This window comes from Undibacterium umbellatum (assembly GCF_014284125.1).
In the GTDB taxonomy this organism is placed as follows: Bacteria; Pseudomonadota; Gammaproteobacteria; order Burkholderiales; family Burkholderiaceae_D; genus Undibacterium; species Undibacterium umbellatum.
This window is the reverse complement of the sequence record NZ_JACOFX010000021.1, coordinates 21,688-47,546: the sequence shown is the minus strand read 5'-3', so window position 1 is coordinate 47,546 and position 25,859 is coordinate 21,688. Positions and strand designations below refer to the sequence as shown.

General features: G+C 53.2%; 10 protein-coding genes. 4 read left to right on the top strand and 6 right to left on the bottom strand.

The window, feature by feature from the left end; translation table 11 throughout:
* The first annotated feature begins 312 nt into the window (after positions 1–312).
* The 3 genes from H8L47_RS25455 to H8L47_RS25445 all read left to right on the top strand — a co-directional run bounded on the left by H8L47_RS25455 (position 313) and on the right by H8L47_RS25445 (position 3,089).
* Positions 313–1,713 carry a Fic family protein gene (locus H8L47_RS25455; RefSeq protein WP_186956511.1) on the top strand — a complete coding sequence of 467 codons (1,401 nt, stop codon included), beginning with the start codon at positions 313–315 and terminating at the stop codon, positions 1,711–1,713.
* Between the two features lie 31 nt (positions 1,714–1,744).
* Positions 1,745–2,041 (top strand): hypothetical protein, encoded by a 297-nt coding sequence (locus H8L47_RS25450; RefSeq protein WP_186956509.1) that lies wholly within the window; start codon positions 1,745–1,747, stop codon positions 2,039–2,041.
* 121 nt (positions 2,042–2,162) lie between these two features.
* The gene (locus H8L47_RS25445; protein WP_162062165.1) at positions 2,163–3,089 is read left to right on the top strand and encodes an AraC family transcriptional regulator; all 927 of its coding nucleotides are present in this window, start codon (positions 2,163–2,165) and stop codon (positions 3,087–3,089) included.
* 11 nt (positions 3,090–3,100) lie between these two features.
* Here the strand turns inward: H8L47_RS25445 and H8L47_RS25440 are convergent, their stop codons facing one another.
* Genes H8L47_RS25440 through H8L47_RS25415 form a run of 6 tightly spaced genes read right to left on the bottom strand, consistent with a single transcriptional unit; the run spans position 3,101 to position 12,887 of the window.
* Positions 3,101–4,858: an ABC transporter ATP-binding protein gene (locus H8L47_RS25440; RefSeq protein ID WP_230413907.1), complete on the bottom strand. Its 1,758-nt coding sequence runs from the start codon at positions 4,856–4,858 to the stop codon at positions 3,101–3,103.
* On the bottom strand, positions 4,858–6,672 hold the full coding sequence (locus tag H8L47_RS25435) for an ABC transporter ATP-binding protein (RefSeq protein ID WP_230413906.1): 1,815 nt from the start codon (positions 6,670–6,672) through the stop codon (positions 4,858–4,860). The genes H8L47_RS25440 and H8L47_RS25435 overlap by 1 nt, the downstream gene beginning before the upstream one ends.
* Positions 6,673–6,692: 20 nt before the next feature.
* Entirely contained in the window at positions 6,693–7,886 is a 1,194-nt protein-coding gene (locus tag H8L47_RS25430; RefSeq protein ID WP_186956506.1) for an FAD-dependent monooxygenase, read from the bottom strand.
* The gene (locus tag H8L47_RS25425; protein WP_186956504.1) at positions 7,883–9,550 is read right to left on the bottom strand and encodes a thioesterase domain-containing protein; all 1,668 of its coding nucleotides are present in this window, start codon (positions 9,548–9,550) and stop codon (positions 7,883–7,885) included. The genes H8L47_RS25430 and H8L47_RS25425 overlap by 4 nt, the downstream gene beginning before the upstream one ends.
* Complete coding sequence (locus tag H8L47_RS25420) at positions 9,547–10,827, bottom strand: MFS transporter (protein ID WP_186956502.1); 1,281 nt, start codon at positions 10,825–10,827, stop codon at positions 9,547–9,549. Before H8L47_RS25420 ends, H8L47_RS25425 begins: the two co-directional genes overlap by 4 nt.
* On the bottom strand, positions 10,824–12,887 hold the full coding sequence (locus H8L47_RS25415) for a TonB-dependent receptor (protein ID WP_186956500.1): 2,064 nt from the start codon (positions 12,885–12,887) through the stop codon (positions 10,824–10,826). The genes H8L47_RS25420 and H8L47_RS25415 overlap by 4 nt, the downstream gene beginning before the upstream one ends.
* 206 nt (positions 12,888–13,093) lie before the next feature.
* Between H8L47_RS25415 and H8L47_RS25410 the strand changes: the two genes are divergently transcribed.
* Positions 13,094–25,831 carry a non-ribosomal peptide synthetase/type I polyketide synthase gene (locus H8L47_RS25410; protein ID WP_186956499.1) on the top strand — a complete coding sequence of 4,246 codons (12,738 nt, stop codon included), beginning with the start codon at positions 13,094–13,096 and terminating at the stop codon, positions 25,829–25,831.
* Positions 25,832–25,859 lie beyond the last annotated feature (28 nt).

Below are 25,859 nucleotides of genomic sequence, written 5' to 3'. Positions count from 1 at the left end.
CCGGCTTAGTTTCCTCAAAAAGGAGCGGGAGTGGGATCGCGTTGGGCTACGCAGCTAGAATATACGAGCACGTTATTGAGGGCATGCTCGATCACGGGAGACCAAATTGACATGATGGTAATTTGCTCCACTTTGAGCAATACTTTACCATCATGGTAAACGTCTGAACTTCTTGCAGTTATCTTCAAGTTAAGAAGTATGCGACCTTAGTATCTCGCGCCACCAATCTGGCACATAAAATGGCACAAATTCATTTACGCGCCACTTTATTTGGCGCGATAATGGCATGAACAGCACTATGCCAACCCCAAAATGCCAAAACCCACCCTCCCCCAAGAGTTAGATCACCTGGTTGAGCTGATTTCCTTGCATGACGACGGTATTGGCATGGACGCCCTCTTACAAGCCCTCAGTGATCAAATTCCACGCCGCACCTTACAGCGCAGGCTAGCTCTCCTCATAGACCAAGGCCGCATCCAATCTAGCGGTGGAAGTCGTGCACTACGCTATATGCGCCGCCAAATGGTGCCAGAAGCATCAAACGACAACCAGGTCACGACGGCAGGCAAGGCATCTTCAGAGATGTATGTACCCACTTCTCCAGAAAGCGAAAAGATTAAAGCCTTCGTGCGTCAGTCGCGTCACTTACGTACACCGGTTGGCTACAAACTTGAATTTCTTGAACAGTACCACCCCAACCTGACAGCTTACGTCCCCCTGGGCCTGCGCGAACAACTACACAAGCTGGGACGTTCACCAGCTGAACAGGCCCCCGCTGGCACTTTCGCCCGTGACGTGCTGAATCGCTTGCTAATCGATCTGTCATGGGCCTCTTCACAACTCGAAGGGAACACCTACAGCCGTCTCGATACAGAACGGCTGATCGAATTCGGCCAGGCCGCCGAAGGTAAGAATGCATTTGAAACTCAGATGATCCTGAACCACAAAGAGGCCATCGAATATCTGGTGTGCAATCCAGAGCATGCACAACTCAATACGGACACGATTATTGCCTTGCATGCTTTCTTGTCGGATGGATTAATGGCTGATCCTTCGGCTTGCGGCCGTATCCGTAGCCGCGCCGTAGAAATAGGCGGCAGCGTGTATTTGCCTGTCGCCTTGCCGCAGCGACTGGAAGAATTATTTGGCATCGTCATCAAGATGGCTGCGGAGATACAAGATCCGTTCGAGCAAGCATTTTTCCTGATGGTCCACCTACCCTATCTGCAGCCCTTTGAAGACGTTAATAAACGAGTCTCAAGGCTGGCAGCCAATATTCCTTTCATCCGCCACAACCTGTGTCCTCTGTCCTTTATCGATGTGCCGCAGCAAGCCTATGTCGATGCCATGCTTGGGGTGTATGAACTTAATCGCATCGACCTTTTGCTCGATGTTTTTGTATGGGCATATGAACGTTCCTGTCAGCAATATGTCGCCGTGAAACAAAACCTGGTTCCACCAGATATCTTTCGCCTGCGCTACCGCCAAGCGTTGGCAGAGCTTGTTGCCGCCATCGTTCGCAGCGATGCATTTGCCACAGAAATCGTCGTACGTGCAAAAATACCTGCTCAGGTTGCAGAAGCGGACAAGGATCATTTTACCGAACTGGCGCTGGCAGAATTCAAAACCCTGCATGCCGGCAATGCTGTTCGTTTTGGTCTCAGACCTCTGGAGTTTGCGGCCTGGCAGGAGAAACATGGCGGTGCATCGTGACTGAGACCCACTTTATGGCCGAGCAAACGAATTGACCAAACCTATGCCTGACATCGACAAATCCGCTACTCCCGAGCCCTTCTTTGCCCTAAGCAAACTGGAAAATGCCCCCGCGTCCACCCTCGACGGAACATCAGGCATCAACCGGGCAACGTTGACGCCATGGATTACGGCAAGTAACGATTCAGAAGCCATCAAAGCCTGGTTGCACATGGGAAAATGCCGCATACGCATTATCATCGCCGGGTATGCTGAACTTCACGAAGATCTATTCATGACCTTGATTACACTTGCGACTGTTCTCCCGGAATACGCAAAAAGACAATAAAAAACACTTGGCAATGATAGTGATTCTCATTTAGAATAAACTTGTTGCCTGCATGACATTCCCGTATCTCGATATCTACTACAGGCTACATTTGTTCAACCGTACTTTGTAGTGAGCGTTTATGAACGGTTTGCGACCGATGTCAACACAGTTTGAAGAAACCCGTCTACAGATCAGTACTGGCCCCGGGGTCAAGATTTCCCATATTGATTACACACCGCAGCAGTATCGTAGCGTCAAATCAGAATCACCACCCTGCCTGGCTCTTTGTGTATTTCTGGAAGGCAGCGGCGAATCCATACTGGCTGACCGTTCGCGCATCCATTTCGCACCAGATCAGGCTTTGCTGTTTGCCTCACCCAGCAATAGCTGTTCGGAAACCAACCTACCTGGACATCAGCGTCTGCGCGCTATCGAGATACATTTTACAGCGCAAACACTGGAGCAAATAAGAGGCATGCAAATCCAGACCATGTTGCAGCAGCTTGCAGCTAATGCAAGCTTGCGTCCAGCTGGTGAAGACAGCTTTCTCTATCAGTTCCCTGCCTCAGCAGCAATTAGGGCGATTGCCGAGCAAATTTTTCGTCAGCGCACACCTGAAGGAACTCAACAGCTTTTCTTGCATAGCAAGGCACTGGAATTATTGTCGTTGATGGTGGAAGCCTTGTTATCCATCCTGGCCACTCCACGAAGCCAGGACAAACTTGCCATGCAAAAGCGGGACCATAAAAAACTGGATCGCGCGCGTGAATGTATGCTGGCAAGACTGGATCACAATTGGTCATTGGCAGAACTTGCCCATGCTTCTAACCTGAATGAGCGCAAGCTGAAGGAAGGTTTCAAGGCCCTGTTTGGAAATTCGGTACATGCCTATTTGCAAGAAAAACGCATGCAGGCTGCCGCGCATTTGCTCAGTTGTACAGAACTCAGCATCACTGAAGTTGTGATGCAAACAGGCTATGCTAATCCCAGCCATTTCTCCAAACTATTCCGGCGACATTTTGGCATGTCGCCACGTGAATTCTCTCAACTGAAAACACCTTTTTAGAGTTGCTAGATTCAGATCGCCTGACGAAAACGCCAGTGGCGACAACTTTCCTGCTGCTCCCAGAAGCGTGAGTACAAGCCAGCATGCTGCATCAAACCAGTATGCTGCCCTTGCTCTACCAGTTTGCCCTGGTCCAGCACGAGTATCTGATCGGCGTCAGCGATGGTCTGCAAGCGGTGCGCAATCATCAGCACAGTCTTGCCACGTACCAGTGCCGCCATGGCTTGCCGTATTGCGTGTTCATTGCCGGCATCTATGGATGCAGTGGCTTCATCCAGCAGAATAATGGGGGCATCCTTCAAAATGGCGCGTGCAATTGAGATACGTTGTCTTTCGCCACCAGACAGGTTACTACCACCCTCGCCAACCATGGTCTGATAGGATAGCGGCAGTGCTGTTATAAAGTCATGGCAGCAGGCCGCGCGAGCGGCAGCGACCAGCTCTTCCTGAGTCGCATCTGGCCTGGCTATGCGTAAATTATTTTCTATGGTGTCGTTAAAGAGGTAACTTTCCTGCAGTACGATGGCCAGCATGTCCATGAGTGCATCCTGGCGCATATGACGAATATCGACACCTCCGATGAGGATTTTTCCGCTTGCCACATCATGAAAACGGGCCAGCAAATGTACGATAGTCGTCTTACCAGCACCGCTGGGGCCTACCAGGGCAGTCACTGTGCCTGGCTGAGCACTGAATGAGATATCTCTCAAGGTCTGCGCACCAGCTTCGGCACTGTAGCTGACATTGCAGAATTCTATATCGTGGCGGTCAGGCACGATAGCCAAATTAGGCTCAGACAGGCTTTTTTCGTTGAGCAAAGCAGCTATTCTCTCAAAGCTTTTTCCATAAAATGCCAGTTGCGCGGTCAACAAGGCAGACTCGTTCATCATGGCATAAAAGCGATGACTCATGACCAGGAATACGACAAGTGTGGCATGTGCCAGTTTGCCATCCAGGTTCAGTTGGAAAGCGCGTGCCAATACCAGTAAAAAACCGACTTCCAGTAAGATAGAAAAACCGATTGCGGCAATGCCTGCGATGATTTCCACGCGTATTGACAGTGCGCGCAGGTTTTGCAGCGCACTCCATACCTTGTCATAGCCTCGTGCTGACAAACCAAAAGCACGGATTACCTTGATGCCTTGCACGAACTCGAGCAAGCGGCTATTGGTTGTCGCTTTTTGTGAGACTTTGGCACGGCTGACCATGCTTGCTGTCTCCTTGACCAGATGGAACAGTAATAAGCCTGCTGCGACACTCGCCATGGTCAACAAGCCCAAACGCCAATCTATAAAGAGCAGCAATCCCCCCGTCAGCCCGGCAATAGCCAATCTGCCGCACAATTCACCAGCCAGATGGGTGAAGGCTTCTTCTATATGCAGCAGGTTTTCTGTCATGACTGCCGTCAATTCACCAGTCTGGCGACGTGCATAAAACCCCAGTGGCAAGCGACGCAGATGCCCGGCAATTTGCAGACGCAAGTCACACATCATGCCAGTACCACCAATAAAGCCGTCCACATTGGATGCGACACTGCACACTAACTGCAGCAGCAGGCTGGCGACCAGTATCAGCATCAACTTGATCAAAAGCGCCATATTGAAATAGCCACCGAACATGGCATTCAACGCGGCAAACAGGACTACATAGGGAACAGTGGCAAACAGTGATTCTGCCACTCGCCAGACGATGCTGCGACGGAAGCGACCAGTATTATTGACTGATGTATCACCTTTAACAATGCGCATTAATCCAAATATCATCTGCATTATGCTGCTCCTTTTACAGCATTATGTGCCAAGGCAAGTTGTTCATGGCCTGATACAGCCTTTATTTTCCAGCTAGCACTATCGCTTTGCAATTGCCATAGCTGGCGGTACAAAACACAGTCCTCAAGCAATTTTGTATGCCTGCCACAAGCGATGACACGGCCTGCATCCAGCACCACAATCTGGTCAGCGTCAATAATCGTAGACAAGCGATGGGCGATGACCATGACGGTTTTGTCACGTGTCAGTACACCCAGGGCTTGCAATAACTGTGCTTCGTTGTTGGGGTCAGAGAATGCTGTGGCTTCATCAAGGACAATCACAGGCGCGTCCTTAACCAATGCCCTGGCGATAGACAGTCGCTGTTTTTCGCCACCAGACAATCGCGCACCGCGCTCGCCCAATACGGTTTGATAGCCTTGCGGCAAGCGGCTAATGAAATCGTGTGCCTGCGCCGCAGTTGCCGCTGCAATTACCTGAGCTTCGCTGATATCTTCACGGCCAAGGCGTATATTTTCCAGCACCGTGTCGTCGAACAGGAAGACATCCTGCATTACGTAAGCGATCTGGGCGTGCATGTTTTCCAGAGGCAGTTCACGCACATCTATGCCACCAATCTTGACAGCACCTTGTTGCACATCCCAAAAGCGAACGAGCAATTGTGCCAACGTCGTTTTTCCAGCGCCGCTGGGGCCAACGATAGCAGTCAAACTGCCTGCTGCCATCTTGAAACTGACGTCTTGCAAGACATTCACATCACCATAAGCGAAGCCAACATGGGCAAATTCTACGCTGTTGTCGTCTGGTACCAGGGTACCTGTGGCGTCTGGCAGTTCAGGCGCTTCCATCAAGTCCTGTATCCGGCCATAGCCATCTTGTATCAGGCGCATCAGGCTGCCAAAAAATGCCAGTTGAAATAGCGGTCGGGTGATACCCAAGCCAAGCAACAGACAAAGAACAAACAGTTCCAGCGACAAACTACCCTGTAAATACCAATAGCCACCAAACGGCAATATGCATAACATATTGGCACCAATCACCACGGTAAAGGCTGACCAGGCAGGTACTGTCAGTTTCACCATGCGTACGATGACATCAAAATAGGCGGCAACCACCTGATGCAAGGCAACTGCACTGCTGGTGCTCTCTGCACCACGATAGTAGGTCTTGATGACGGCAATGCCTTGCACATATTGCACTACCTGGCTGGCCAGGCGAGCATTGACTTCGTTGTATTCACGCATGACTTCCGGTACTTTTTTCCATAGCAGCAGCTGCACGACGACTGCAAATGGCACAGTCGCCAGGGTCACCAGGGCCATGCGCCAGTCCAGATAAAACAGGACAATGGCGCTGATCAGAGGCAAGGTCAAGGCAGCAACGCTGTCATTAAGATGGTGGGCAATGAATAGTTCCAGTCTGTCCACGTCATCACGCAATACTTTGTTGGTGGATTCTGCGCTGCGTGCCGTGATCCAGCCCATGGGCACGCGCCTGAGTTTGTTTGCTACTGCCAGGCGCAGGTCAAACAAGACATTAAAAGCCGCCAGATGCGCCAGTATCCCGCCACTGACTTGCAGCAACCAGCGCATGCCCATTGCCAGCGCCCCCCAGCACAGTACGGTCCAAAGTCCGGCAAGGGCATTGTCTTGCTCATTATGTACCAATCGCAATAGCACCAGATAAATGACAAGTAACGGTGCCAACGACAACACACTGCTGAGAGCACTGAATATGCCAGCCCAGATCAGGCTGGCCTTGCGGGCACCTGCCAATTCCAACAGCGCCCACACACCGCGTTTTCGGTTAGCCATAGTATTTGCTTGGTCGCTCATTATGCTGCCTGCTTGCTTAGCTGTCGTAGTTGAATATGGTCTGCCAGGTGAATTTCTTCTCGCGCACTTTTGAGAAAATAATTGAGCAGCATGGACTTGGGCATGGCGCCCATGATCCAGTTGCGCATCCGGAAAGACCATGCACTGTCAGGCAAATACAAGCTGGCTGCCTTGCGCCCACGGACTTGCAAAGCATGTAAGCCGGGTGACATACGTTGTTGGTAGCGCTGCAAGGCCGCCGGACTGGAATCTGCCGCCAATTCTTGCGCCAGGCAGCAAGCCCCTGCCAGTGCCATGCTGGCACCCTGCCCGTTTGCCAAACTCAGGCAATGTGCAGCGTCTCCCAGCAAGACCACCCTGCCACGACTCCATTCAGACATGTGCACCTGCATCAGCGCATCCATGTAGATGGAGCGTGTAGCAGGTAAATTGGTAATAGCATCTGTAACACGGGCATGACTGCCAGCAAATTGAGCTAACAACTGATCTTTGCGAGCCTCTTGCGTCGCTGCGGTGTCCAGATCGGATTTCCAGATGTGCAACGCTGTGATGCCTTTGCTGCCAAGCCGGTAGTACATGCTCATGCGGCGTGGCTCGGCAATGGCAACCATATCTTCTTCCAATTGCGTGCCAGCATCCATCCAGTAAGCTGCTGCATGCATGCCCAGATGCTGGCAAAATTCCGTATCTGGTCCAAATGCCAGCCGCCGCGTCGTTGAACGAAAACCATCAGCGCCAATCACATAGTCAAAGCGTCCGGCTTGACCGTTGCTGAGCCGTACATCTACACCCTGCTCATCTTGCTGTAGAGAGGAAATTCTTGTCCCCAATTGCAAGTTCGCTGTATCGTTCAGGCTTTGATGCAAGATGTTGGCAAGATCATTGCGCAAAACCGTTTGATGGTCGAGTTGCGCCATCAGCTTGCCGTGATTAAATTGCATGATGGTGTTCCCGCGAACATCCAGGTAGAGATGACGGTCCATGGACAATCCTGCCTGGCGGAGTTGCACCAGCAAGCCCATCTCCCCCATCACCCGCATGCCTGCACCAGACACACTGAGCATATAACCTTCATCGCGCAAAGTAGCTGCCTGTTCAACAATAGTGACTGCATAGCCGCTGCGACTTAGCCACCATGCTGCACAAAGGCCACCAATACCTGCACCGGATATCAAGATACTTTTACTACTCATACGATATTTCCTGCTTTCCCTGTTATTGCCGCAGCTTGCGTGCGTAGCATGGCCTGCACTTCTGTACGAGACCCGCGCAGAAAAAAATGTTCGGCGTCTATGCTCATGCCTGCAACAGGTGTCGCGCTGTAGGTTTGCCAACCCCGCATATGCGCTGGTGTGACAAGTTTGTCACGCGTACCTGCTATGGTATGTACAGGGCAAGGTAGACGTCGCTTCTCAAAACGCTGGTAGCGCGCGCCGACGGCGAAATCCGCCTGCATGGTCTTTTGCACCGCGCGCATCATGGCTGGTGCTGCCAGCACATCTGGCGGCGTACCGCCCAACACCTTGAGTACAATTGCCAAGTCAGCATGATCGAAAGGAGCGATCTGCAATAAATTGATCAGCATGGATGACAATGGCAGATGCGGCGGATTGGTTGCGGTCAACCATAGGGCTGCTGGTGGCCTGCCAGCCTCGGTCAAAGCCAGTGCCAGCTCGTATGCCAGCAGGCCACCTAGACAATGGCCGAACAAAGCAAATGGACGCTCATCGCCCATGGCATCAAGTTGTGGCCGAATTTGTGTCATGACCCAAGCTACCCACTGGTCCATTGATTGCAAAGGACTTTCCATCATAAATCCTTCGCGGCCAGGCAACTGTACTGGGCAAAATTGCATGTCGTTCGCCAGCGTTTGATGCCAGCCTCGAAAAACCGAGGCACCACCACCCGCGAAAGGAAAAGCAAAGACAGGCAAACGCGTAGCATCGCAAGGCATACCATAAGGAAAAACCTCGCCAACGGCTGCTGGTGCAGCAAAAGCAGATGTTTCTGTTACCCGGGCGATTGCTGTTGGCACGGGAAGCTGCCAATGTGGCAGGCTTTCATTGACTGGTCTGCCATCACGGATAAGACGCAGAGCCTTATAGCGCAAACTGGCCGTTGCCAGTGCTGTCTGCTGCGCTGCGAGCTCTTCACTGAGTACGGTTCTTAGAAAATTTTCTTCATTGGTGGCGGCATCGCCATTACCACCATTTTCTTGATACTGCATCTGTCTGACGTTGGCAGCAGCCAATACGCCTGCGCTAAGATCACGACAGGAATCCAGCCTGAAACCACCTTCAAGAAGTTGCCTGCTCAACGTTTTCCAAGCATCCTCGTTGAGCAAATCTGCAATCAACAGACAGCCGCCCGTCTTCAGTAAGCGCGCTGCACTAAGCACGAATGCAGATGGTGTATGCAATTCCTTGAGCAACTCAATAGCCAGTATCACATCCTGACTGCCAGCCACCTGAGGCAAGTTGGCTGCATCAGCTACCTGCCAGCGTACTTTCAATCTCCCAAAACGGCTGCGGCAGGCATCGATCTGTTCAGGTGACAAATCAATGCCAGTCAAACTGGCAGATGTCTGTTTGCGTGCAATAGCCGCCAGCGTGCCGCCACGACCACAGCCCGCATCAAGAATATGACAACCATCCAGAGCCGTGTCACCGATAATCTCCCACAACAGGCGTTCCTGCATATCTCCTGCAGACTGTTTGCTTCCCGCTTCCGCATAGCCGCGATTCATGAATTCAAAACGCTGCCCAGCATCCAGTGCCGTCACTAGGTCGTTCAGGCGTGCATATACAAGACGAGTCAAGCCCGCCGCTTCTTGTACTTGCAATTTGACCTCCGTCATGACCTGACCTCTGCCAGAGCCGACAGTACCGGATCTTCTGCTACTACCTCAGCTTCTCCATTGGTTAAGGCTCTAGCATATAGACGAGGGGCCAGCAGTAAACCCGCAAATGCCAGACCACTGGTGATGATGAAAGTCGCACCATAGCCCAGTCTGGAAGTGACCCAGCCAGCACTCAGACCGAATACCAATGCACAAAATGCGTCGGTACATTGCAGCAAAGAATAATCAGTACCGGCCTGCGCTGGTGATGCCCAGTCCATCATAATTGTGTACAAGACCACGAAACCTAGCGACATCGTCGTACAAAACAGCAGAAACACGCCAGCCAGCAAGGGTTTCGTATGCCATGCCTGACTTTCGATAAGCAGGTAGACAAGCTGCAGCGCCAAATATGCTACCAGGCTGGCCTTCAACATACTGAGCCGTTGATAACGTTTGAGCAGCAAGCCACCGAGCAAGGCACCGACCACACCAGCGATAGCCACACCTACACCGGACAAGATGCCGATCTCGACCACCGCAAAGCCACGGTCCACCAGATAAGTCAGCATGATGGTACTGAACCACCGCAAAGACGCCTGGCAACTGATGATGGTTGCCATTCCCCAGCGTATAGTGGGGCGGCGCCAGGCTGCTCTAAGGCTGGGCGTAGTCTTAATGACAGGTGCCGCTGGTGATATACGTCGTCTGCGTAGCCATAGTGCGGGCAAACCGCATAAAGCAACTAGTGCAGCAAGACAGCGTATTCCGGTTTCCCAACCAACGTAGCCAACCACAGTCACCAGCACACCACCACCCAGGATATAGCCAAGATAGCTGCCACCAATTTGCATGCTATTGCCCAGGCTGCGCTGGGTAACAGCCAATGCTTGCACTGCCATGCCGTCGGTGACTATATCTTGTGTCACCGATGCCACCATCAACACCAGCAACAAAAGCATGATGCCTGACAGCGCGGATTCTAGCGGTAGCAAAGTCAACACCAGCACACCAAACAGCAGGAATAGCTGAAAATTACTTGCCCAGCGCAAGCTTTGTTCAGGCTGACCACCTGTCATGCGGTCTATGCGTGAGGCCCATAAAAATTTCAAGGCACTCGGCAAAAACAACAGCGACAGCAAACCTATCTTGTCCAGGCCTATGCCACGCGCCCGCAAGAGCACGGGCAAACCTTCATGCACCAGCCCACTCAACAATCCCTGGGTAGCATACAAAGCACCCAGTACAGTAAGCAGGCTGCCCGCAGCCATAGGTGCGCCAATTTTTTTCATCATAATTGCGCTTGTAGGCGTAAGCCAACCGTGCGCCCACGATTGTATTGTCCAAAATTGCCGAGAGGGCCGAACGAAAACGCATAGTTAGGAACGATACGGTCACCAGCATTGTCGACATAGGCAGTAAGGTTAAGCCGCTTGTTGATTTCCCAGTTAAGCGAAGTATCAATAAGTGTATAAGTCGGCTGACGCAGGGTATTGGCGGTATCGAACCACAGGTCGCCTGAATAAGTCAGACCGGTGTTCCAGCGCAGCGTGCCTGCACCAGCCAACTGGAAGCGATATTCCATGCCTGCCCGCAAACTGACGGGAGCAACATAGGGCACACGTTTGCCATTCAAATCTACGTTGCCAACTGGCGCGTGGAAGTTTTCTATGGTGCTATGCGTCCAACTGGCACCACCTCGCACACTGAAGTCTGGTGTGGCAGCGAAGGCGGCATTGATTTCCAGACCATTGGTTTTGGCATCACCGACATTGGTCAGCATCTGGAATGGACCAGATTGCACTGGTGCCTGCAAGTCGCGGGTATTGCTATGAAAAATCGTGCCATCCAGTTGCAAACGATGGCCCATCAGGTCAGCCTTGAAACCTGCTTCCAGGTTTCGTATGGTTTCTGCCTCGTAAGGAATGCCACCCACTGTGTTTTCTGCAACACGGTTATAACCTCCAGCTTTGTAGCCTTCGCTAATCAAGCCATATACACGCCATTCAGGCGTTAATTGATAACCCAGTGCCAGCTTGGGACTGATATGACTGAAGCGCTTGTCCGCCACAAAAGACAGGCCCGCAGGACCTGTGCGTCTAAAATCAATCTCTGCTTTATCTACGCTGTAACGCAAGCCACCCGTCAAATCCAGGCGTTCATTAATATGCCAGACTGCTTCACCAAAGATCGCCGTGGATGTGATGGTCGTTGCACTTTTACTTGGACCCGGGAACAGGAAGGCAGGCACTGTTGCCACTGCCACACCACGTAGGCGTTCAAAATCCTGCTTTTCATAATACAGACCAAACACCCCATCTACAGCGCGTTTCCCACCGCTGGTCGCAAGGCGCAATTCTTGGTAATAGGTCTTCTGATTTTCCGGGTCAGCATTACCTGTGGTGATGACGCGATCGAATTTCCTGTCCTGATAAGAACTACTGGATGTCAGCTTCCAGTCATGCATGAAATAGTCGACAACAAGCCCAACCTGGCTGACCGTGCGGGTCAGCATTGGTTCGGCAAAATCAAATGGCGTGCTAGCGATCGCCCGACGGTCTTTCAATGGGAAAGACTGGAAGTACTCATCATGTGCGCTGTAGCGATCGCGGCTCAATGTCAGCAAGGCATCAAGATTGCCACCCGTTGGTGCCCAGCGCAAACGCGCCCGTCCCAAAACTTCGCGGCTAGAACCCAAATCATCAGCAACTTTAGCAGCACCATTGGCACGTAAGCGACCTGGATATTCGTCGGCATAAACATTGATGTCACCATACAGACTGTCTTTGATCAAGGCACCACTGGCCATGACATCAAGTCTGCGTGTCATATTGCTGAGATCCAGAGTCAAATTTGCTTTGCTGTTGTTGTTCGGTTTGCTGGTGACAATATTGATGACGCCAGCCTGTGCAGAACGTCCATACAGGCTGCCTTGTGGCCCTTTTAATAATTCAATTTGCGCTACACCAGCCAGGGGCTGGCTAAAATAAGACATATCTTGGGGTATGCCATCGACATAGACGGTTACCGCAGGATTATAAAAATCAATGGAGGGAGCTCCACGCATGCCGAAAAGCGAGTAAACCCGGGTACTGCGCGGCATAACTGTCAGCTCAGGAAACATTTTGCCCAGCTCATCGGTACGCACGATACCAGCGGCATTAAGGCGCGCTGCAGTGGCAACTGAACTGGCAACATCCGGTGTCAGCCCGGTCGCGTCAAGTTTGGTGGAAGTAACCACCAGTTCTGGCAACACATAATCTTCGCGCTGCTGCGCCATTGCCCCGCTCATCAAACTGCTAGCACCCAGTGCACCGCTGGCGAGTAAAACACTACGCAAATAACTCAACTTCATTTCCACTCCTCTTTGATCAGTGGCCGCAGTATCTACGGCATTTCCGCGGCGCACTACCGTGATCGGTGCAAAAAATATCGTAATCGGTACTTTTAATTGATAATCATTCTCATTTAGAAGATATTCATATGCTAATGCGGAAAAGCCATAAGCAATCCAGCAAACCGGGCCAGTTTCCGCCATGCCAACTGATATAGAGAAAAACGATGACCAATACACCTGCCATCTCTTTGAGCCAGCACCCGACTCTGGTTGACTGGATAGAACATCATGCACTGCACCAGCCCGATGCCGAAGCCCTATGCTTTATAGGCCAGCGCGCGGTAGGCACAGATATCAATGATGATGTGCGCCTGACTTATTCTGCCTTGTCAGAACGCGTAAAGTGTTGCGCCGCCAGCCTGCAGCAATGCACAAATCCGGGTGACAGTGCGCTGATCCTCTTTCCATCAGGCATAGATTATGTAGTCTCCTTGCTGGCCTGTTTTTATGCCGGAGTCACTGGTGTGCCAGTTAATTTACCGGGTGCTGCCAGAGTTAGACGCGTGCTGCCAAAGCTGGGCGACATTACACGTGATTGCAGGCCAACCCTGGTCATCAGCAACCAGCAAGTTACTGATGCAAGTGGCAGCGACCTGCAAGCTTTTGCCAATGAACATGGTTTGCGTTTGCTGCAACTGGAGGATTTACAGGAAGAAAGTTCGCAAATCTGGCAACGTCCCGCACTGAATGGCACGGCACTGGCCTTCCTGCAGTACACCTCAGGTTCGACTGGTCAGCCTAAAGGGGTAGTCAACCGTCACGGCCCCATGCTGCACAATCTAGAATTTTTGGGACGACTGACCGCAGTCAACACCCGTCCAGCCAGTAATACAGTCATTGCCAGCTGGTTGCCACTGTTCCACGATCTGGGTTTGATCATGGGCATATTGCTGCCGCTTGCCTATGGGGGCCGGGCTGTCTATATGGCACCGATGGCCTTTGCTGCCGACCCTTTGCGCTGGTTGGAACTAGCAACGCGTGAGCGCGCCACTGCTCTACCATGCCCTTCATTCGCTTTGCGCCTGTGTGCTGATGAAGCTAAAACAGCGCCACACAGACTGGCTACCATCGACTTGGCATCTGTAACTTGCCTGATGCCTGCGGCCGAACCTGTATTGCCCACTCAGATAAAAAGCTTTTATGCCACATTTGCTGAGCAAGGCTTGCGCCGCACAGCCATCAAACCCGCTTATGGTCTGGCGGAAGCGACCTTACTGGTGACGGCTCATGTTGACGACCATGATCCATATTTCATTGATGTGGACAAAGCGAAACTGGAACGAGGGCATGCTGTCGTCAGTCCAGCCCTCGAAGAAAATGCCGACACAGGCATGCGACGCTACACCAGCAATGGCAATGATTTTGGTGGCCAGGATGTGCGCATCGTCAACCCCGAAACCCATGCAGCAATGGCTGAAGACCAGGTTGGAGAAATCTGGATCAATGGCCCCGCCGTTGCTGGCGGTTACTGGAACAAACCTGAACTGAATCGCGATATCTTTGGGGCATGCATAGCTAGCATCAATATCAATGAAGAAGACAGCAAGCCCTACCTGCGTACTGGTGACATGGGTTTCATGCATGAGGGGCATTTATTTGTCACCGGCCGACTCAAGGACATGCTGCTGTTTCGCGGACAGTGCCATTATCCGAACGATATAGAAGTCACCAGTGGCCGCAGTCATGAGGCCACAGTTCCGGAAAGCGGCGCGGCATTCTCAGTCACTCAGGGTGACGAACAAACAGAGCACCTGGTCATTGTGCAGGAGGTCACGAAGCGGGCTGATGTCGACTACCAGCAAATAATCAACACCATCCGAACAGCAGTAGCGGAAGAACATCAACTAAGCAGCCATGCAGTCGTACTGATACGCAAAGGCACTTTGCCGCGCACAACCAGTGGCAAGGTAAGGCGTGCTGCTGTGCGTCAGTCTTATCTTGATGGTAGCTTACCAGTCCTGTATCAACATGTGATAAAAGCTCATCAAGTATCAGAAACATCTGGTGACACAGGTTTGCTGGATAAGTTGCGCCCGCTGTCATTGGTGCAACGTCATCAGCACTTGCGCAACTGGCTGGCAAACGAAGCTGCTGCCATACTGGGTACGGTCACAGCAAGAACAATACATCCTGACACGAGCCTGTTCAATTATGGCCTGGATTCTATGTCGGCAGCGCGCCTGGTCGCAAACGCGGCAAAATCTCTCGGCATAAAATTGCCTGACAACGTGATATTCGATCACCCCAGTCTGACTGAACTGGCAGTGCACCTGCAGACTGCCGTGATAACTCAAGCACGCTTGCCACTCGCTACCGATAACAAGTCTACTGTTTCTTCCGCTCCGGATATTGATACAGAAAAAGCATCTCACGCTTCGGTAGACAAAGAAGCCATCGCCGTCATTGGCATGGCATTTCGCCTGCCTGGCCAGGATGGGCAAGATGCCAACAGCGATGAAGCATTCTGGGAAATGCTGGAACAAGGCGGCTGTGCCATACGCCCTGCGCCGTCAGAACGTTTCCGCACCCGTGAAGATATACCCGGTTTCGGTGCTTACCTGAATCAGGTAGATCAGTTTGACGCCGCTTTTTTTGGCATGTCACCGCGTGAAGCAATGAACACAGATCCCCAGCAGCGCCTGCTACTTGAAGTGGCCTGGCATGCGCTGGAAGATGCAGGTCAGCGCCCTTCTGTCTTGCGCGGCAGCGACACTGGTGTGTTTGTTGGCATTGGTACAGGTGACTATGGTCACCTACCTTTCATCAGTGGAGAACCATCGCACTTCGATGCTTATTGGGGCACAGGCACTTCGTTTGCTGCTGCCTGCGGCCGCCTGTCTTTTAGTTTTGGCTGGGAAGGTCCTTCCATGGCAGTAGATACTGCCTGCTCGGCTTCACATAGTGCCTTGCATCTGGCAGTACAAAGCTTGCGGGCGCGTGAATCTGGTTTATCACTCGCTGCTGGCGTTAAATTGCAGTTATTGCCTGAAGTTGATCTGGTATTGCACAAGGCGGGCATGCTGGCCCCTGATGGACGTTGCAAGACGCTGGATGCACGCGCCGACGGTTATGTGCGGGGCGAAGGATGTGTGGTGCTGGTACTGAAACGCTTGTCCGATGCACTTGCCGATGGTGATGCCATACGTGCCGTCATCCGCGACACGACGGTACGTCAGGACGGCGCAGGTAGCAGCCTGTCAGCACCGAATGGAGCTGCCCAGCAACGCCTGTTGACTCTGGCGCTTAAAAAGGCCGGACTGACACCCGCCGATATCGATTACATAGAATTGCATGGCACAGGCACCCGTCTGGGTGACCCGATTGAATATCAATCCGTCGCTGATGTTTTCCGCGGACGAGACCTTGACGACCCTTTATGGCTGGGGTCAGTCAAGACCAATATTGGTCACCTGGAAGCTGCCGCCGGTGCCGCAGGCCTGGTAAAGACCATACTCGCCATCGAACATGGAAAATTGCCACCTGCGGTTGAATTGCATGAAGTCAATCCATTGATTAACCTAGATCTGATTCCTGCGCGGGTGCCTGAACAAACTATCAACTGGCCCAAGCGCCAGGTTTTGCGGCGCGCGGGAGTGACCTCATATGGTTTCGCCGGAACCATAGCCCATGTCTTGCTGGAACAGGCACCTTTGATGTCCAGCGCCAAACCATCAGAAAAAATCACTGCACCGCAACTTTTCCTGCTGTCAGCGCGCTCACCAGAATCATTGCGCATGCTGGCCTCCAGCTATGCAGGAAATTTGGCTGGCTATGACGACTTGCCTGCAATGGCCCGTGGAATGGCACGCCAGCGTGAACATCATGGCATGCGTGCCGCTGTGCTGGCATCCAACCGCGAAGAACTGGCTAACGGCTTGCAACAACTGGCAGCACCAGAATATACAGCGACAGAAGCAATGCGCAATCCAAGAATAGGCTTTCTGTTCACCGGTCAAGGCTCACAATATAGTGGCATGGCACGTGAACTGTATGCGCAGCAGCGTGATTTCCGTCAGGCGCTGGATGCTGTTGATGCAGCGCTCGCAACTGATCTGGGTATGTCAGTCATCACCCTGATGCATGATGATGCATACGACGTGCGCCTGCAACAAACCGCATTTGCTCAACCTGCGCTGTTTGCGCTTGGCTATGCCTTGGCGAAAATGTGGCAGGCTTTTGGCGTGCAGCCAAGTATCGTGCTCGGCCACTCCATAGGTGAATTCGCAGGCATGGTCATCGCCGGTGCACTGACACTGGAGCAGGCCGCGCGTCTGATCGTCAAGCGTGGCGTTTTGATGCAAGCACTACCTGCTGGTGGTGCCATGCTGGCGGCGCGGGCAACGCCAGAGCAGGCACTTGCCGTGCTGGCCGGATTGCATGCTGACTATGCCAGCGAGATTGCTATCGCAGCCTACAATGGCCCGCAGGACGTGGTGTTTTCTGGCTCTTCGGCAGCGATAGAAGCAGTACAAGCCTTGCTGACTGCGCAGCAACTACATGCCCGTTCCTTGCAGGTATCTCATGCCTTCCATTCTCCCTTGCTTGATCCCATGCTAGCTGCATGGGAAAGCGAGTGTGCCGCGCAAGAGATGCAAGCACCTCACATTGCGCTCTGTTCCAGCCTCACAGGCGAATTGCTTACGCAGGCACCAGATGCAGCCTATTGGACAAATCACGCACGCCAGCCAGTACGCTTTGACCAGGCCTTGCAAAATGCCGTCAGCGCCTGCGACATTCTTTTGGAAATAGGTCCGAACGCGATTCTGAGTGCCGTGGCACAGCGTAATCAGGCTGTGCAGCAATGGCCGCATGCTGTCAATTGCCTGGCAAGCTTGCGCCGTAGTGGCAGTGATCTTGTCGCCATAGGCGATGCCTGCGTTGCACTGTATATCAGCGGACAGGATTTTGACTGGGACCATGTATTCTCTGGCAGCCTGCCATCTCCTCGTAGCTTGCCACGTTACCCGTTTGAACGCCAAAGCTATTGGCTAGATTATGACGATGATGCGCCACGTCTGCCGTTGCAACTGCAACCGCAGCCAGAGCGCGCCGCAGCAAAGCCAGTTGACCTATACGCCATACAGTGGGAACACTTCACACTGGCAAAAAATGAGACACATGCGCAGCGTTATTTCCTGCTAGGTGGCGATATTTCGCATACTGCCGCCTTTGCTGCCGAATTGGAAGCCAATGGTGCCACTACCTACTCATTGACGGCAGATGAATGGCCACTGGCAGCAGTACAGCTAGGAGACAGCGATGTCGTCATTTATCTCAATAGCTGGCATACACAGGCTGAGCACGTGACACTGGCTGATCAACAAGGCTGGCAGTTGACTGAATTTGTCAAGGTACTGCAACACCTTCAGAAGAAACCACGCATCCTGCTGCCAACCAATTCAGGACAGGCAATTGCAGGAACTTCAGGCAATCCTTTGCAAGCCTCGCTTTGGGGCGCAGCACGGGCGCTGGCACTTGAATATCCAGGTCCACGCTGGCTACTGGCGGACAGTGATGCTGGCCTGATGCCGTTCGCAGCTGCCGTACCAGCCCTGCTCCCCTTATTTGGCCATGAAGAAGCCGTAGCCTTGCGTAAAGGACTGTGGTTGCACCCGCGTCTTGAGCATGTCGCTGCACAATCGCCAAAAGTGGCACTGCCACCAGTGCTGAAACAGGATGGCATCTATCTTGTGGCCGGTGCCTACGGTGCACTGGGCCGTCATGCTACAGACTGGCTCGCAACCCGTGGCGCACGTCACCTGGTGTTGCTAGCACGCCGCGCTGCACCTTCGGGCTGGCAGGCACGACTTGCCTTATTGAAAGCCCAGGGCATACAGATTACTCATATTGATGCCGACGTGGCAGATGAAGATGACATGGAGCGAGTATTTGCCCACATCACTGGCATGGAGCAGGATAGCGGCTTCAGCCTTGCCGGTGTCTTCCATTGTGCAGGTACCAGCCGTTTCAATGACCTGGCCACGATCACGAATGAGGATTACCAGGCAGTCAGCCGCGCCAAGATACAAGGTGCATGGCTATTGCATGAACATACGTGTAAGCGTGCACTGGATTACTTTGTCTGCTTCACTTCCATTTCCGGCATCTGGGGTTCGCGCTTGCAAATTCCTTATGGCGCTGCCAATGCCTACCAGGACGCACTGGCGCGCATGCGTCACCACCAGGGCTTGCCTTCCCTGGCAATTGCCTGGGGCCCCTGGGGTGGCGGTGCTGGCATGTCGGAAGTGGATGAAGACTTGCTGCAATTATTGCGGGCAGCAGGCATAAGGAGGCTGGCACCCGCCCGTTATCTCGCCACGCTGGACGAACTATTAGGCGGCGAGCATGAAACAGATGACGGCACTTGCGTCGCCGTCGATGTCGACTGGCAACAATTTGTTCCCCTGTATGCGCTGTATAACCCGGCCAACACTTTCAAGCGTTGCCTGAGTGCCAGTCAGGCAAATGCAATCGCTGTTTCCGTAACGGCAGATACGCCCAGCGCCCTGCATGCGCTGGATGAACAGGCACGCCAGGCAGCTGCGCATGCCTTTGTGATTGCAGAACTTGCGCGCACCTTGCGCATTCCACCGGCACAACTGACACCAGATATTCAACTGCTAAAACTAGGTATGGATTCAATACTGGTCATGGATTTCTCTCGCCGTTGCGAAGCGAGTCTGGGTATCAAATGTGAACTGAAAGCCATTTTTGAACGCAATACGCCACAAGGCCTGACGGACTATTTAATCGAACAACTTGGCAAACAACTACCAGAGAGTCGTGCTCAGAAAGAAGCAGAACAAATCATTGCCGACCCCGCCAATGCAAACTCGCCTTTCCAGTTGACTGAATTGCAACACGCATATTGGATAGGTCGTCACAGCCACTATGGACTCGGTGGTGTAGCTTGTCATGCCTACCTGGAAGCTGACGCACCAAACGGGCTGGACCTGGACTTGCTGGAACGTTGCTGGAATATGCTTGTTGCCCGCCACAGTGCACTGCGTCTGGTCATTGCTGAAGATGGCCTACAACGAGTGCTGCCTACAGTACCTAGCTATGCCTTCCGGGTAGCTGATCTGACTGATGCCGATCAGAGCGCTGCTGATGCACATTGCACAGCATGGCGTGAAATCATGTCGCATCAAGTGATGGATGCGGCGAAATGGCCCCTGTTTGACCTCCGTGCTAGCCGACTTCCTGAAGGTAGCGTCAGATTGCACATTGGCATAGACATGCTGATCAACGATGCCACCAGCGGTCAGATCATCTGGGAAGAACTGGCGGCACTGTACCAGGCAAAAGGGGATATGCAACTTGCCGGTTTATTGCCATTTCAGATTTCCTTCCGTGATTATGTGCTGGCCAAATACGTACACAGTAGCGAGCGCCGTGCCGAGCGCGAATCTGCCAAAGCATTCTGGCTGGAACGCATCCCTGCCCTGCCACCAGCGCCACAACTGCCTTTGCGAACTGAGGCCTTGCGCCAGACCAGCCCGACATTTTCGCGCAGACAACAGCAACTGGCGGCACCACTATGGCAAAGCTTGCGCGACCAGGCCGCCCAGGCCGGTTGTACTCCAGCGTCATTGCTGATCGCAGTTTTTGCCGAAGTGCTGGCAGCCTGGAGTGCAGAACCGCAATTCACGCTTAACCTGACTATTTTTGACCGCCTTCCGTGGCATGCCGATGTGCCGCGTCTGCTTGGTGATTTTACGGCAGTTACCCTGCTGCCACTCGACTGCAGCGAGGCCTTGCCATTTGGCCAGCGCGCGGCTGCCGTCAATGGCACAGTGCTTGAACATTTGCAGCATCGGGCTTTCAGCGCCGTCGATGTCATGCGTGAATGGAACCGTGGCCGAGAACGGCAGGACGCGATTGCCATGCCTGTCGTTTTCACCAGTCAACTGGGCATGAATGACCCAACCAAGGGTGCTGCACCGGATAGTGCACTCGGCAACGTCGTCTATGGTATCAGCCAAACCCCGCAAGTCTGGCTGGATCATCAAGCATGTGAACTCAATGGCGCATTGATTTATAACTGGGATGCTGTCGATGCCCTGTTCCAGCCAGGCACACTGGATGCCATGTTCAATGCTTACCACGGCCTGCTAGAAAAACTGGCCACACAACCACTGGCATGGCAACAGGCGTTGCCTGCACTACTGCCACAAACACAGCAAGCGATACGCGCCCAAGTCAATGCCAGCACCGCCGCCATGCCTGAACGTTGCCTTGATCAGCTATTCTTTGAGCAGGCGCAACGCAGCCCGCAAGCCATAGCCATGATCGCCCATGAGCAACAATGGTCTTATGCAGAACTGGCAGACTGGTCCCTGCGTCTGACAAATGGCTTGTTGCGGCATGGCGCTACACGCAGCGACCGTATTGCCATCGTCATGCGCAAGGGGCCAGAACAGATAGCTGCCTGCCTGGGTATCCTGGCTTCTGCCTGCGTATATGTGCCGGTGGACGCAGATGTGCCCGCCGCACGCTTGCAGGCAATACTTGATGGTAGCCATATAAAACTGGTAGTGACACAGGCAGATTGCCTGCCCATCGTGCAGGAAATGTGTGCCGGACGCGAAGTGACAGTGCTTGATGCCGGCCAGGTTGCGACTCAAGCCTGGCCCGCCAGCTTCCCGCACATTGAACGTGCAGTGACAGACCATGCTTATGTCATCTACACCTCGGGTTCAACAGGCATCCCCAAAGGGGTATTGATTGATCATCGTGGAGCTGTGAATACTGTGCTGGATATCAACCGCCGTTTTGATATCAGCAATACTGACCGGGTGCTGGGACTGTCTTCGTTGTATTTCGATTTGTCCGTGTATGACCTGTTCGGTATTTTTGCTACCGGTGCAGCACTGGTGTTGCCAGCAGCAAGTGGCACACGCGACCCAGCGCATTGGCTGGATTTGCTGTTGCGTCATCGTGTCACCATCTGGAATTCGGTCCCTGCCCTGCTTGAACTCTTGCTTGATGAAGCGGAAGCTGCCGGTGCATCACTGGCTGGTTTGCACCAGGTATTCTTGAGCGGTGACTGGATTGCACTGGGACTGCCCGCACGGCTGCGCTCCCAGGCACCACAGGCAAGACTGGTGGCAATGGGCGGTGCAACCGAGGCATCGATCTGGTCCAACTGGTTTATCGTGCCAAATGTCTTGCCGGCGCAATGGCACTCTATTCCCTATGGCTATCCTCTGGCCAACCAGCATTATCGTGTATTGGATACACGTCTGCGCGATTGCCCAGACCATGTCAGCGGCGACTTGTATATAGGCGGCACAGGCCTGGCTGTGGCTTATGAAAATGATGCTGCCAAGACCGCTGCCAGTTTTATCACCCACCCTGTAGATGGTGAACGCCTGTACCGCACCGGCGACCTGGCGCGTTACTGGGGCGATGGTACGCTGGAATTTTTGGGAAGGCGCGACTTCCAAGTCAAAATCGCGGGCAACCGCATAGAGTTGGGTGAAATTGAAAGCGCGCTCTTGAGTCACCCCGGTGTACGTGAGGCAGTTGCCGATGCTGTCGGCCCGGCACGTGGCAACAAGCGTCTGGCCGCATGGGTCGTGCCAAACATCACCGATACTAGTCTGTACGATGCATTTCCTGGCAACCCTGTCTTGCACAGTGAACGCTGGAATGCTGTTGAGCATATTAGTCGTCAAACTTTTGCACAGACATCTAATCCGCGACAAACCGAGAGACTGGAGCAGTTCTGGAGCCTGATGGACCATATAGGTCAATGTATGATGCGCGATACCTTGCTGGCAGCCGGCGCAACTGTTGGCGACAAGGAAGACTTACTGCAGATGCTGGCACCGGCACCAGACTTGGTCGTGCTGGCACAACGCTGGTTAAACACCCTCGATCTTAATACGCAGTATGACAGCGAAGCTGCCTGGAATACCCTGGTTCCAGAAGCACTGGACTTCGGTTTATCACGCGCTGTCCTGCAACGTCTGCGGTCAGGTGCAACTCAAAGGTTGGAAGTGTTGCGCGGCCAGGCCAGTGCACTGGAAGTGTTTTATGGTGCTGATGACACTCTGGCCCCAGAACAAATGACACGCATGAACCCTTTGTCCGGTCTTTGCACAGTTGCACTGGCGGCTGCCATACGCAGTGTGGCCCAGCTTCTGGGGCGACCTTTGCGCATACTGGAAATTGGCGCGCGCAGTGGTGCATCAGCACGTGATTTGCTTGCGCAGCTAAGTGATTGCACGATTGACTATACGCTGACTGACCCCGCGCGCAGCCTGGTTGAGCAGGCTGAACAGGCGTTTGCCGCACAAGCCGCCAGTCCCTTGCACACTATCCACTGTCGCGTATTTGAACATGAACGGGCAGCGGCGACACAGGGTATGCCGGAATATGAATTCGATCTGCTGATTGCATTCAATGCCTTGCACCGTAGCCGCAATATCCCTGTCTTGCTGCGTCGTCTGCGCAGGCTGCTAAATGCAGGTGGCATGTTGATGGCACCAGAAATCACCCGTAATAGCGATTTCCAACTGGCAACGGTCGCCATGCTCGAAGGTGGCTATACCCAGTTTGAAGACCGTAGGAAGCTAAACGGCAATGCACTTTTGCCAGAGAATGCGTGGCTGGATGAATTGGTGCAAGCAGGCTTTGCCGCCGGCGCTGCATCCGGCACATACAGCAATGCTGGCATGCACTTACTTGCAGCGCGGCAAACCGATACGGTGTTGCGCTTTGCCCCGCGTCGTCTGGTAGAACATCTGGCGACCTTGTTACCTACATATATGGTGCCGCAAACTATTCTTGAGCTGGATACCTTGCCATTGTCTGCTACGGGAAAAGTCATGCGCCAGCAATTGCCACGGCCTGAAATGGGGGCAACCCGCCGCGCTATTCGTCAAACTGGCAATGATGCAATGGCGCCTGCAAACGACTTGGTCAGGATATGGCAAGAATTGCTGGGTGTTGCAGACCTCCATGGTGACGATGACTTTTTCGACCTGGGCGGCGATAGCCTTATCGCGGTACGCTTGATAGAAAGAGTCCGCCATGGCATGAATGCGCATGTAGCCTTGTCAGACCTGTTCGATGCCTCCAGTCTGTCGGCATTTGCTGAAAGAGTCGCAAAGGCAGACCCGTATGAAGACAGCTTGCCACCGTTACTACCTGATGCAGCTGCACGCTATGCGCCCTTCCCGTTGACCGATGTTCAGCAAGCCTACTGGATAGGACGTGATGAAAGTTTCGAGCTAGGCGGCGTCTCCACGCATCTATATGCCGAAATTGAAGTTGCAGACCTTGGTTTGGCTGATCTGGAACGAGGTTGGCAGCAGGTAGTGGCACGGCATGACATGTTGCGCGCAGTCATCAATGTCGATGGCATGCAACAGGTGCTGCAGAATTTGCCAGCTTACCGCCTTGCCAGCCATGATTTGCGTGCTGCCAGTGCCGCTGAAGTATCCGAGTGGCTGGAAATCACGCGCCTGGAACTGTCGCATGAAGTATTCGACACAGCACGCTGGCCCTTGTTTACCGTGCGTGCCGCGCAAATGACAGACACCCGCGTGCGCTTGTTCGTTAGCCTCGACAATCTGGTATGTGATGGACGCTCCATGCGTACTCTGCTGGCAGAATGGTCGCAATTCGCCCGCGATCCTCATTTGCAATTGCCACCACTGACAGCAAGTTTCCGCGACTATGTCATGCTGAGCCAGCAAATTGAATTGCTGCCGTCTTACCAGCGCTCATTGGCGTATTGGCATGACAAGCTTAGTACACTGGCACCTGCTCCGGCTTTGCCGCTGACCCAATATGCGCCAGAAGATGTGTCGCCGCCTCACTTCACCCGCCGTGAAGCGAGCCTGACACCGCAAGACACGCAAGCCTTGCAGGCCCAGGCGGCAGCGCATGGCGTCACTGTCAATGCAGTATTGTTGGCCGCTTATGGCGAAGTGCTTGCCAACTGGTCTGCTATACCGCGCTTTACCCTGAACCTGACTCTTTTCAACCGTCCACCTGTGCATGAAGAAATCGATGCACTCGTCGGTGATTTCACTTCACTCGTGCTGCTGGGCTTTGATGCTACTGTAACTGCCAATTTTGCTGAAAGGGCGTTTTCCATTCAGCGCCAGATCTGGGCTGATCTGGAACACATGCAGGTATCGGCAGTCCGAGTATTGCGCGAAGCTGCACGCCGCAACCGCCGCCTGAACCAGGTTGCCATGCCCGTGGTGTTTACTAGTGGTCTCGGCGTTGCCAATGATGGCGCGGCAGAACTTGACTGGTTGGGCGAATTTGTCTATGGCATCAGCCAAACGCCACAGGTATGGATAGACCAGCAGGTCGTTGAGCGCGATGGTTCCATGGTATTCAACTGGGACTCGGTCGATGCACTATTCCCAGAAGGTTTGGTCGATGAGATGTTCCTGGCATATCACGGCTTGCTATTGAATCTGGCACAGAACAGTGATGCATGGCAAAACAGAGTCGTCATGCCAGAGAATCGCTGGCATGCATCAGCTTCAGAAGTCTTCAGCGACATTTCGACACCAGCGCTGCCAGATGACAGCCCTGTCATCGACGACAAATTGTTGCGCACGGTTAGCAGGCGTCTTGCTGCACTGCTCGGCCATGATGAGCTTGCGCCACAGACCAATTTCTTTGAGTTGGGGGCAACCTCGCTGGACCTGATACGACTGCGCCAGCAATTGCAGGCGGATACCGGACGGGTACTCAGCATCACCGAAGTGTTCCAGCACACCAGCATCGCCGCCCTTGCCGCCCATTTACGTAGTCGTGATCAGTCACTGGTGACGGAAGATATCTCCAATATTGATGGCGGACAAGCCCGTAAGCGCCAGCGTCTGGACAATGACCGCCGCCGTAGGCGTGGTCAGCAATCCAAAGCCTGATTATTAAAAAAATCGCAAAAAGATAGAG